This is a genomic window from Lacrimispora sp. (assembly GCF_047605665.1).
Taxonomy (GTDB): Bacteria; Bacillota; Clostridia; order Lachnospirales; family Lachnospiraceae; genus Lacrimispora.
This window is the reverse complement of the sequence record NZ_JASGFH010000014.1, coordinates 14,662-26,737: the sequence shown is the minus strand read 5'-3', so window position 1 is coordinate 26,737 and position 12,076 is coordinate 14,662. Positions and strand designations below refer to the sequence as shown.

8 protein-coding genes are annotated in these 12,076 nt (G+C 48.6%); all 8 read left to right on the top strand.

All coding sequences use genetic code 11. From position 1 onward, the window contains the following. The first annotated feature begins 15 nt into the window (after positions 1-15). The 8 genes from QM657_RS12415 (at position 16) to fmt (ending at position 12,016) form a co-directional block, all read left to right on the top strand. Positions 16-708, top strand: coding sequence for a ClpP family protease (locus tag QM657_RS12415; RefSeq protein ID WP_415067086.1), 693 nt, complete (start codon positions 16-18; stop codon positions 706-708). A 149-nt stretch (positions 709-857) separates the two neighbouring features. Next, positions 858-3,581 carry a DNA translocase FtsK 4TM domain-containing protein gene (locus QM657_RS12410; protein ID WP_415066987.1) on the top strand — a complete coding sequence of 908 codons (2,724 nt, stop codon included), beginning with the start codon at positions 858-860 and terminating at the stop codon, positions 3,579-3,581. Positions 3,582-3,617: 36 nt separating this feature from the next. After that, positions 3,618-5,288: a formate--tetrahydrofolate ligase gene (locus QM657_RS12405; RefSeq protein WP_415066986.1), complete on the top strand. Its 1,671-nt coding sequence runs from the start codon at positions 3,618-3,620 to the stop codon at positions 5,286-5,288. 13 nt (positions 5,289-5,301) lie between these two features. Then, positions 5,302-6,774, top strand: coding sequence for a UDP-N-acetylmuramoyl-L-alanyl-D-glutamate--2,6-diaminopimelate ligase (locus tag QM657_RS12400; protein ID WP_415066985.1), 1,473 nt, complete (start codon positions 5,302-5,304; stop codon positions 6,772-6,774). Between the two features lie 145 nt (positions 6,775-6,919). After that, entirely contained in the window at positions 6,920-8,284 is a 1,365-nt protein-coding gene (locus tag QM657_RS12395; RefSeq protein WP_415067085.1) for a UDP-N-acetylmuramoyl-tripeptide--D-alanyl-D-alanine ligase, read from the top strand. 44 nt (positions 8,285-8,328) lie between these two features. Next, positions 8,329-10,557: a primosomal protein N' gene (gene priA / locus QM657_RS12390; protein WP_415066984.1), complete on the top strand. Its 2,229-nt coding sequence runs from the start codon at positions 8,329-8,331 to the stop codon at positions 10,555-10,557. Between the two features lie 17 nt (positions 10,558-10,574). Further along, the gene (gene def, locus QM657_RS12385; RefSeq protein WP_415066983.1) at positions 10,575-11,066 is read left to right on the top strand and encodes a peptide deformylase; all 492 of its coding nucleotides are present in this window, start codon (positions 10,575-10,577) and stop codon (positions 11,064-11,066) included. Between the two features lie 2 nt (positions 11,067-11,068). Beyond that, complete coding sequence (gene fmt, locus QM657_RS12380) at positions 11,069-12,016, top strand: methionyl-tRNA formyltransferase (RefSeq protein WP_415066982.1); 948 nt, start codon at positions 11,069-11,071, stop codon at positions 12,014-12,016. Positions 12,017-12,076 lie beyond the last annotated feature (60 nt).

Here is a 12,076-nt window from a genome sequence, read left to right as displayed (position 1 = left end):
AAAAATCAGGATGGCCTGTCTGAAGAAAAGACAAAAAAGGATATTGAACAGAAAGAGGATGAAAAACTGGAGGAATACGGCCAGATTACTTTAGACGACAATGCCCGCAGACGGAAGATTCATCTGATCACCATTATCGGAGAGATAGAAGGGCATGAAAATTTATCCAGCAGCAGCAAGACCACAAAGTATGACCATATTCTGCCAAAGCTTGCGGAGATCGAGGACGACGATTCCGTGGAAGGGCTTTTGGTCCTGTTAAACACCTCAGGCGGGGATGTGGATGCAGGGCTGGCCATCGCAGAAATGATCGCCTCTTTGAGCATCCCAACGGTATCCCTGGTGCTGGGCGGAAGCCATTCCATCGGAGTGCCTTTGGCTGTGTGCACGGATTATTCCTTTATTGTGCCGACAGGAACTATGATGATCCATCCGGTGCGGATGACGGGAATGGTCATCGGCGCTTCCCAGACGTATGAATATTTTGAAATGATTCAGGACAGGATTTTAAGCTTTGTATCCAGCCATGCAAAAATCGCTTATGACCAGTTAAAGAGGCTGATGCTGAACACGGAAATGCTCACCAGAGACTTGGGGACCGTGCTGGTAGGAGAGGAGACTGTAAAGGAGGGCTTAATCGACGAGGTAGGCGGAATTAAGGATGCCTTGAGAAAAATATACGAGCTTATGGAAACTGCTTCTTCTTAAACGTTGCAATTCTCCCGTTTTTTTTGTATACTGGATATCTAAGGAAATACCCTGCGGGTATACCAATATGCCCGGAAGGTGTGCGGGTATACCATTATGCCCGGAAGGCGTGGGCGATAGTAAGGAAACATGGCGAAGGGAGAAGTATTGTGCCTGAGACGACGAAGAAAAAGACAACAGCAAAAAACGGGACAAGAGGAACGTCCCAAAAGCGCGGGCAGGAAGGCGGAAAGAACGGGAGAGCAAAGAATACCGGGAGCGGAAAGAATGTGATTCTTCCGGAACCGGAATTTATACATTCAGAAGTAATCATCATTATGTCATTTGCAGCTGCGGCCATTTTATTTTTGAGCAATTTTCATCTATGCGGCGTGGTGGGAGATTTCCTGCGGGGGATTCAGCTCGGTTTATTCGGCGGCGTGGGCTATATTGCCCCTCTGCTGCTGTTTGGAGCAACCGCTTTTTATCTCTCCAACCGGGGAAATCCCAGAGCAGCATTTAAGATGGCCTCTTCCATACTGGCTCTCGTTTCTCTGTGCGGATTTTTACAGCTTCTTATGGGAGCTAAGACCGGACAGGGTACAAGCCTTATGGAAATATATTCAGAAGCCGCTGCAAGCGGAAGAGGAGGCGGCTTAATCGGCGGCCTTTTAGCCGAAGGGCTGACAGCCATCATCGGTGTGGTGGGAGCTTATCTGGTCATTGGAGGGCTTGTAATTGTTTCCGCAGTCTGTATTACGGAAAAATCCTTTGTGGGGGCCGTAAAAAAGGGAGGCAAAAAGGCATACAGCCATGCCAGGGAAAATGTGGATATGCACATGGAAATTCATGCGGAGCGGCAGGAGGAGCGCAGAAGGCTTCGGGAGGAAAAAAGGCTTCGGGGAGTCGATTTAGAGTCCACAAAGCTGGAAGAGATGCCGGAGGAGGAGCCTTCTTTGGTGATTGCACAAGAAGAACCCTCACCAGTCCTTCGGGAACCGGAGCTCATAGCTGATCTTGCAGATGATATTGACAGCCAGATGGAGCGTCTGGCTCATGCTTCCAATCCTGCTGATGTATTTTGCGGCAGCATTTCACCAGTGCATGAGGAGGAAGAGGTTCCCTTTGAACCCGATGAGGTGCTGCCTTCTTCTTATATGAAGAAAGAGACCAGGACCTTAAAGGAAATGGAAGTGGTGGAGGATGACTTCTATCCGGCAGGTGATTTTGCAGGAGAAGAGAAGGTTCATACCTCTGGCGATATGTTTTTCACCCCGGAGGAGCCCAAACGGGTCGTTACTGCCTCCGGAAAGATCATTGAAACGGATACGGAGGCTCTCCAGAAGAAGCTGGAAAAGAGACGTGAGGAAGCGGCAGAAGACGGAGAGTTAAGTCTTGCCCGTGAAATCATCCAGAAGCAGGAGGAAGTGAAAAAGGAATACCAGTTTCCGCCTCTCACCCTGCTGAAAAAAGGAAAAGCATCCGTCTTTTCTGACCGGGAATACAAGGAAACTGCCATCAAGCTGCAGAAGACCCTTCAAAACTTCGGTGTAGGAGTTACGGTTACCAATATAAGCTGCGGCCCTTCTGTAACCAGATATGAGCTCCATCCGGAGCAGGGAGTCAAGGTCAGCAAGATCGTGAGTCTGGCAGACGATATTAAGCTGAGCCTTGCGGCTGCTGATATCCGCATTGAAGCCCCTATTCCGGGAAAATCTGCTGTGGGAATCGAGGTTCCCAACAAGGATAACAACCTGGTTTATTTCCGGGATATTCTGGAGGCGGAAAGCTTTCAAAACCACCCTTCCAACATTGCATTTGCAGTCGGAAAGGATATCGGAGGCCAGGTGGTCGTGACGGACATTGCAAAAATGCCCCACCTTCTCATAGCCGGTGCAACAGGCTCCGGTAAGTCGGTGTGTATCAATACCCTGATTATGAGCATTATTTTTAAAGCCAATCCCGAAGATGTAAAGCTGATCATGGTAGACCCCAAGGTGGTGGAACTGAGTGTTTACAACGGAATTCCCCATCTGCTTCTGCCGGTGGTCACTGACCCGAAAAAAGCTTCGGGGGCCTTAAACTGGGCTGTGGCGGAAATGACGGACCGTTATAATAAGTTCGCCCAGTACAATGTGAGGGAAATCAAGGGCTATAATGCAAAGGTGGAAAGCATAAAAGATATTGAAGATGAAAATAAGCCGAAAAAGATGCCTCAGATCGTCATTATCATCGACGAGCTTGCGGACCTGATGATGGTGGCTCCCGGTGAAGTGGAGGACTCCATCTGCCGTCTGGCCCAGCTTGCAAGAGCTGCCGGCATTCATCTTGTCATCGCCACCCAGCGGCCTTCTGTCAACGTCATAACAGGACTGATTAAGGCCAATGTTCCTTCCAGAGTTGCCTTTGCCGTTTCTTCGGGCGTGGATTCCAGAACCATCATTGATATGAACGGTGCGGAAAAGCTTTTAGGAAAAGGTGATATGCTGTTTTACCCGGCTGGCTATCCAAAGCCCATGAGGGTCCAGGGAGCCTTTATCTCCGATTCCGAGGTTTCCAAAGTGGTGGAATTTTTGACGGAACAGGGTATGACACCGGAATACAACCCGGAGGTGGAGACCATGATTTCCCAGGCTCCTGCGGCTGCTGAGGCCAAGGGGGGCGGAAATGACCGGGACGAATATTTTGTCCAGGCCGGAGCCTTTATCATTGAAAAGGACAAGGCTTCCATCGGAATGCTGCAAAGGATGTTTAAGATCGGCTTTAACCGGGCCGCCCGAATCATGGACCAGCTTGCAGAAGCAGGCGTAGTGGGAGAGGAAGAGGGAACCAAGCCCAGGAAAGTGCTGATCAGTATGGAGGAGTTTGAAGAAATGCTGGAGCAGGGCTTATAGCCCTCAGAAGTATTTACATAAAAGGAGGTCCATAAAATGAAAACAGATATTGAAATCGCCCAGGAGGCGGTAATGGTACCAATCAGGGAAGTAGCTGCTTCCTACGGGATTGAAGAGGATGAGCTGGAACTTTACGGAAAGTACAAGGCAAAGCTTTCTGATGAGCTTTGGGAGCGGGTCAAGGACCGCCCTGACGGAAAGCTGGTTTTGGTGACTGCCATTAATCCCACTCCTGCGGGAGAAGGAAAGACAACAACAACGGTTGGTCTTGGGGAAGCCTTTGGAGCGCTTGGCAAAAATGCGATCATTGCCTTAAGAGAGCCCTCCCTTGGCCCCTGCTTTGGCATCAAAGGCGGAGCTGCCGGGGGCGGATATGCCCAGGTGGTGCCGATGGAGGACTTAAACCTTCATTTTACAGGGGATTTTCATGCCATCACCTCTGCCAATAACTTACTGGCTGCACTGTTAGACAATCACATCCATCAGGGCAATGCCTTAAGGATTGACACACGCCAGATTCTCTGGAAGCGCTGTCTCGATATGAATGACAGGGCTCTCAGAAACCTTGTGGTTGGACTTGGGTCCAAAGCAGAGGGCTTTGTGAGAGAGGATCACTTTGTCATCACCGTTGCATCGGAAGTCATGGCAATCCTCTGCCTTTCCAATGATATGAATGATTTAAAAGAACGGCTGGGAAAGATTATTGTGGCATATAATTACGATGGAGAGCCTGTGACCGCTGCCCAGTTAAATGCAGTGGGCGCTATGGCTGCCTTATTAAAGGATGCCTTAAAACCAAATCTGATCCAGACCTTAGAGCACACCGCAGCCCTGGTACACGGAGGACCTTTTGCAAACATAGCCCATGGCTGCAATAGTGTACGTGCTACAAAGACAGCCTTGAAGCTGGCTGATATTGTGGTGACGGAAGCCGGATTCGGCGCTGATTTAGGTGCGGAAAAGTTCCTTGACATCAAGTGCAGAAAAGCAGGATTAAAGCCTGCAGCCGTTGTGCTGGTTGCAACCATCCGCGCTTTAAAATACAACGGCGGAGTGCCAAAGGACCAGTTAAAGGAAGAGAATTTAGAGGCCCTTTCCAAAGGTATTGTCAATCTGGAAAAGCATATAGAGAATATGCAAAAGTACGGCGTTCCCGTTGTCGTCACCTTAAATTCCTTTGTAACCGATACGGAAGCAGAATACGAATTTGTGAAAAAATTCTGTGAGGACAGAGGATGTGAATTCGCCTTATCCGAAGTTTGGGGAAAGGGCGGAAAAGGCGGAGCAGAGCTGGCTGAAAAGATTCTGAATACTCTTGAAAATAAAGAAAGCAATTATGCCCCTCTCTACCCTGATGAAATGGGCTTAGAGGATAAAATCGCAACAATAGCAAAAGAGATTTATGGAGCCGATGGAGTTTCCTATGTCCCGGCTGCATTAAAGGCCATCAGAAAATTTGAAGAAATGGGCTTTGGACACCTGCCTGTATGTATGGCAAAGACACAATATTCCTTATCCGATGACCAGAACAAGCTTGGAAGGCCCGAAGGCTTTACCATTGGAGTGCGGGATGCTTATGTATCCGCAGGCGCAGGCTTTGTGGTTGTCCTGACAGGAGCCATTATGACTATGCCCGGACTTCCGAAGAAACCGGCAGCAGACAGCATTGACGTAAATGAAAAGGGAGTAATCACCGGATTATTCTGACATGGAGGTTTCTATGAAATTAAAAGAATGGCTTAAAGACTTAAATTATGAACTGCTTCAGGGAAGCCTTGATACGGAAGTGGAAGAGGTGGTCTACGACTCCAGAAAAGCACGGGAAGGCGCTGTCTTTGTCTGCATGAAAGGAACGAAAATCGATTCCCATGATTTTATACCGGAGGCAGCTAAGGCCGGAGTTACGGTTTTTGTAGTCGAACAGAAAACAGACCTTCCCCAAGGGGTTACGGCTGTTTTCGTACATAATGCCAGAGAAGCGCTGGCTCTTTTATCCGCTGCCAGGTTCGGCTATCCTGCCAGCAAAATGGTGACCATAGGAGTGACAGGAACAAAGGGAAAGACTACTACAGCCCATATGATTAAAACGATTCTGGAGGCCTGCGGAAAGAAAGTGGGCATGATCGGAACAACCGGAATCGTCATCGGCCAGGAAGTGACTCCTACTGTCAATACGACGCCTGAATCGTATCAGCTTCATGAAGCTTTCAGCCGCATGGTTGATGCGGGATGCGAATATATGGTTATGGAGGCCTCCTCCCAGGCTTTTAAGATGCACCGGGTGGATGGGATATGTTTTGATTACGGTTTATTCACCAATATTTCACCGGATCATATCGGCCCGGATGAACATGATAGCTTTGAAGAATATCTTTATTATAAGTCCCGGATTTTTGCATGCTGCAAGGTGGGCATTGTAAATAAGGATGACAAACACTGGGAAGAAGTCACAAAGGATGCCTCCTGCGAGCTCCACTCCTTTTCCGTGGATCAGGAGGGAACGGACTTTAAAGCAGAGAATATCCGCTACGTGGCCCAGCCGGATTTTGTGGGACTGGAATTTGACGTAAAAGGGATTTATGAACTCTCTGTCCGGGTCAATATACCGGGACGGTTTAACGTTGCCAATGCCCTTGGAGCGGTCAGCGTCTTAAGCTTTTTGGGACTTTCCAAAGACTGCATCTGTCATGGTCTGGAGCATTTGAGCGTAAACGGACGTATGGAAATCGTATATTCCTCTGAAAAATGCACCGTGATCGTGGATTATGCCCACAATGCGGTCAGCATGGAAAGCCTTCTCACCACCCTTCGGGATTACCAGCCAAAGCGTCTCGTCTGTGTCTTTGGATGCGGGGGGAACCGTTCCAAGGACAGACGGTATTCCATGGGAGACAGCGCAGGAAGGCTGGCGGATTTTACCGTTATCACTGCGGACAATTCCAGATTTGAAAAGATTGAGGATATTATGGCAGATATACGGGGAAGCCTGGAAAAGACAGGCGGAACCTTTATCGAGATTCCTGACAGGAGAGAGGCCATCCGCTACAGCATTTCCCATGCTGAGCCGGGAGATATGATTGCCATTATCGGAAAGGGCCATGAAGATTACCAGGAAGTTAATGGTGTGCGCCACCACTTTTCCGACAGGGAGGAAGTACTTTTGGCAGTTCATGATTTAAAGGAAGAAGACTGAGGTTAAAATAAAATGCCGGAGGCCGTTCAGTGACGGGCTTTCGGCATTTGCACGGCAGGCGGGTATATATTGTATGCCCGGAAAGTACGGGCAGGATGGAAATGCGCCTTGGGGCATATGGTTATGGGCGGAAACGGAGGAAACGATGGAACGTATGACAGTGAAAGAAATCCTTTTGGCTGCGGAAGGAAAACTTCTTTGTGGAAGTGAAGATACAGTTCTGGAACACATCAGCATTGATTCCAGAAACATGAAGGGAAATGATTTGTTTGTTCCCATAATCGGGGAAAAGGTGGATGCCCACCGTTTTATTGATCAGGCATTTGAAAACGGAGCAGTGGCTGTTCTCACCAGCCAGCATGATGATATGGATTCAGAAAAGCCGTGGATTCGTGTGGAAGATACGAAAAAGGCCCTTCAGGATGTGGGAAGCTATTACAGGAACCGGCTCAGCATTCCTTTAGTGGGAATTACAGGCAGCGTTGGAAAGACCACCACCAGGGAAATGGTATCATGCGCCCTTTCTGCCCGTTTTGCAGTTTTTAAAACACCGGGGAACCACAACAGTCAGGTGGGAGTTCCCATCACCTTGTCAGAAATAACACAAAAGGATGAAATCGGAGTCATCGAGCTGGGCATGAGCGAGCCGGGAGAGCTGACGGTCATTGCAAAAATCGCTAAAATCCAGATGGCGGTCATTACCAACATCGGAGTGGCTCACATTGAACAGCTTGGCTCTAAAGAAAATATCTGCCGGGAAAAGCTGACCATTCAGGATGGGCTTTCAGAAGGCGGAATCCTCATCCTAAACGGCGATGATGAGCTCTTAAAGGATGTCAGGGCAAAGGAAGGCTGCAGAACCATTTATTACGGCACAGGTGAAAACTGTAATTACAGGGCAGAAGATGTCCATCTGGAAGAAGGGTTTCCGGCTTTTACGGCAGTTTATGGAACGGAGCGTGTTCCCATGCGGCTAAAGGTCATGGGCAGCCACAACGTTTTAAATGCAATGGCTTCCCTGGCAGTGGCAAAAGAGTCCGGCATCCCCATGGAGGAAGCGGCAAAAACTCTGGAACAGTTTACAGGGTTTAAAAACCGCCAGCAGATTTATGAGGCAAACGGCATGACCGTCATTGACGATACATACAATGCCAGCCCTGTTTCCATGAAGGCAGGCCTGGAGGTGCTGGGATCGGTTGCAAAGGCGGACAGAAGAATCGCCGTGCTGGCTGATATGAAGGAGCTTGGAGAAAAATCTCCTGAATTCCATTATGAGATCGGAGAGTATATTGCAGAGCATCCGGTTGATCTGGTGGTGGTTCTTGGAGAACTGGCAAAAGAAATCGTCAGGGCCGTACAGGAAAAGGCACCTGGCATTGCGACCAGAGAATTTATGGACCTTGAATCCCTTACAGCTTACTTAAAGACTGAATTAAGGAGCGGGGACTGTGTCCTGTTTAAAGGTTCTAACAGCATGAATCTGGGTCCGGTGGCTGCGGCATTTCACTGAAACCTGGTGCGGATTCATGACATACAGGCTGATGGAGGAGAAAGATGGCAGAACGATTTGCCCGGATCATCATTGATATTTCCCATGAAAAGGTGGACCGCACCTTTGATTACCGGATACCCGAAAGGCTGGCCCATGAGGTGACGGTAGGAACGCTGGTCCTCATCCCTTTTGGAAAGGGGAATTCCATGAGGAAAGGATATGTAGTAGGCATTGCCGATCATGCGGAATACGACAGGGATAAAATTAAGGAAATTGCAGAGGTTCCGGCTGATGGCATTTCAGCGGAGTCTTTGCTGATTTCCCTGGCCTGGTGGCTGAAGGAACGGTATGGTTCCACCATGAATCAGGCTTTAAAAACTGTGCTTCCGGTAAAGCAGAAGGTAAAGCCGAGGGAAAAAAGGGTGATTCGCTGTCTTCTCGATAAGGAAGGGCTTTTAAAGGCTCTGGAGGAAGCGGAGAAAAAGAATTATAAAGCCAGAGTCCGTTTATTTCAGGCATTTCTGGAAAATCCGGTCATTCCCTATGAGATTGCGTCAAATCAACTGAACTTATCCCCTGCTGCCTTAAAGCCTGTGATTGAAAAAGGATATGCGGACCTGGAATCAGAGGAAGTTTACAGAAACCCCATTAAGTCCGGTAAAATAACGTGTAAAGGCGTGGATTTAAATGCAGAACAGCAGGCCATTGCAGACAGTTTCTGCAAGGATTACGGAGAAAATATAAGAGGTACTTATCTGATCCATGGCATTACGGGAAGCGGCAAGACAGAGGTCTACATGGAACTGATCCAAAGGGTCATTGAGGAAGGAAAGCAGGTGATCGTCCTCATACCGGAAATTGCCCTGACGTATCAGACCGTCATGCGTTTTTACGGAAGATTCGGCAGCCGGGTCTCCATCATCAATTCCCGTTTGTCAGCAGGAGAGCGGTACGACCAGTTTGAACGGGCCAGAAACGGAGAGGTGGACATTATGATCGGCCCCCGTTCTGCTTTGTTCACTCCTTTTTCTCATCTTGGGCTGATTCTCATAGATGAAGAGCATGAAGGAGCTTATAAAAGCGAAACAGTGCCCAGATACCATGCCAGAGAAGTGGCAGAGAAGCGGGCCTCCATGGAGCATGCGTCCCTGGTGCTGGGTTCGGCAACGCCTTCCCTGGAGGCTTATACAAAGGCCCTTCGGGGAGAATACCGGCTTTTTACCCTTCATTCCAGAGCAAAGAAAGACAGCTCCCTCGCAAATGTTTCAGTGGTGGATTTAAGGCAGGAATTAAAGGAAGGGAACAAGTCCATTTTCAGCAGAAAATTAAAGGCAATGATGGAAGACCGCCTTGAAAAAAAAGAACAGATCATGCTGTTCATGAACCGGAGAGGCTATGCCAATTTCGTGTCCTGCCGCTCCTGTGGGGAGGCCATCCGCTGTCCTCACTGCGATGTGACTTTGACACTTCACAAAAACAACCGCCTCGTATGCCATTATTGCGGCCATTCTGTTCCGATGCCGGACAAATGCCCCTTCTGCAGCTCCCCTTATATCGCCAATTTCGGAACAGGGACTCAGAAGGTGGAGCAGATGACGAAAAAGCTGTTTCCGGAAGCCGGAATTCTTCGCATGGACCTTGACACCACCTCTAAAAAGGGCGGGCATGAAGAAATCCTGTCTGCATTTTCAGAGGGAGAAGCGGATATTCTCATCGGAACCCAGATGATCGTAAAGGGACATGATTTCCCCAACGTGACCCTGGTAGGAGTCTTAGCGGCTGACTTATCCCTGTATACTCCTGATTACCGCTGCGGGGAGAGGACCTTTCAGCTTCTGACCCAGGCGGCAGGGCGGGCAGGGCGGGATTTTCGGCCGGGAGATGTGGTCATCCAGACTTATAATCCGGACCATTACAGCATTGCAGCGGCAGCCAGCCAGGATTATGAGGGATTTTACCGACATGAGATGGCGTATAGGAAGCTCATGAAATATCCGCCTGCCAGCGGACTTTTAACCATTCAGCTTTCTTCCCGTAACGAGAGACTTTTAACTGAGGCGGCCCTGGAGACTGCCCGGTTTGCGGGCCCTCTGGCGGAAAAGGACATGGTCCAGATCATCGGTCCTGCAGAGGCTTCGGTTTACAAAATTAATGATATCTATAGAAAAATTTTATACTTGAAACAGGAAAACTATGATATACTAATAAAAATCAGGGACAGCATTGACCGGTTTTCAGAGGAACGCAGGGATTTATTTGATCAGGTGCTGATTCAATACGATTTTTCATAAACGAGAGGATAATGAACATGGCTATTAGAAAGATTAGAACCATTGGAGATGAAATTTTAACAAAAAAATGCAAGCCGGTAAAGGAAGTCACCCCCAGAATCAGAGAACTGATTGAGGATATGTTTGATACCATGTACGATTCCAACGGGGTAGGCCTTGCAGCTTCCCAGGTAGGGATTTTAAAAAATATTGTAGTCATTGATGCGGATGACGAAAACCAGTACGTTTTCATCAATCCGGAAATACTGGAGACCGACGGAAGCCAGACCGGTTCGGAAGGCTGCCTTAGCGTACCTGGAAAGTCCGGGATTGTGACAAGGCCTAATTACGTGAAGGTGAGAGCGTTTGACGAGAATATGCAGCCCTTTGAGCTGGAAGGCGAAGGCCTTTTGGCAAGAGCCATCTGCCATGAATGCGACCATTTAAACGGGGAGTTATACGTGGATAAGGTAGAAGGCGAATTAGAGGATATAACTTTGGAAGAGGAAGAATTGGAGGCAGAAGAATAAGTATGCGGATTGTATTTATGGGAACCCCTGATTTTTCCGTTCCCGCCCTGACTTCTCTGGTGGAGGCAGGCCATGAGGTTTTGGCCGTCATCACCCAGCCGGATAAGCCAAAGGGAAGGGGAAAGGAAATTCAGATGACTCCGGTCAAGGAAAAGGCTCTGGAATACGGGATACCCGTTTACCAGCCGGTCAAGGCCAGAGAACCGGAATTTGTCAGCCTTCTTGCAGATATGAAGCCTGATGTGATCGTGGTGGTAGCCTTTGGGCAGATCCTTCCAAAAAGCATACTGGATATTCCTGAGTTTGGCTGTGTGAATATTCATGCCTCCCTGCTTCCTAAGTACCGGGGGGCATCTCCTATCCAGTACGCGGTCATCAATGGGGAAAAGGAAAGCGGAATTACCACCATGATGATGGCAGAAGGTATTGATACAGGCGATATGCTGGATCAGGAAGTCATTGATTTGGATAAAAATGAAACCGGCGGCAGCCTTCATGAGAAGCTGAGTGAAGTCGGCGGAAAACTTATTGTAAAGACTTTAGAAAAACTGAAGGAGGGGACCGCAGTGAGAACCCCTCAGGACGATTCCAAGGCTACCCATGTAGGAATGATTAAAAAGTCCATGGGAGATATTGACTGGTCTATGGATGCTGTTTCCATTGAACGCCTCATCCGGGGATTAAACCCGTGGCCCAGCGCTTACACAAGCTGGGATGGAAAGGTGATGAAGCTTTGGGAAGCAACTGTGCTGGAAAAAGAATATGAAGGAGTCTGCGGTCAGGTTGTTGAGGTTGGATGGGACTGTTTGATTATAAAGACAGGAAAGGGCAGCTTATCTCTTAAGGAGCTGCAGCTTCAGGGGAAAAAGCGGCTGGATGCCGGTGCGTTTCTCAGAGGTTATCCGGTTTCGGTTGGCACTGTTTTGAAACAGCTTTCAGACGAACAATAAAGAAGTGCTCTGCGGGTATGTTACTATGCCCGGAAAGCATGGGCTAAAAGAAGGAAAGGA

Excerpts from the sequence above, each read along its gene's own strand:
- QM657_RS12405 (WP_415066986.1), top strand. The coding sequence starts at position 3,618 with ATGAAAACAGATATTGAAATCGCCCAGGAGGCGGTAATGGTACCAATC.
- QM657_RS12400 (WP_415066985.1), top strand. The coding sequence starts at position 5,302 with ATGAAATTAAAAGAATGGCTTAAAGACTTAAATTATGAACTGCTTCAG.
- QM657_RS12395 (WP_415067085.1), top strand. The coding sequence starts at position 6,920 with ATGGAACGTATGACAGTGAAAGAAATCCTTTTGGCTGCGGAAGGAAAA.
- priA (WP_415066984.1), top strand. The coding sequence starts at position 8,329 with ATGGCAGAACGATTTGCCCGGATCATCATTGATATTTCCCATGAAAAG.
- def (WP_415066983.1), top strand. The coding sequence starts at position 10,575 with ATGGCTATTAGAAAGATTAGAACCATTGGAGATGAAATTTTAACAAAA.
- fmt (WP_415066982.1), top strand. The coding sequence starts at position 11,069 with ATGCGGATTGTATTTATGGGAACCCCTGATTTTTCCGTTCCCGCCCTG.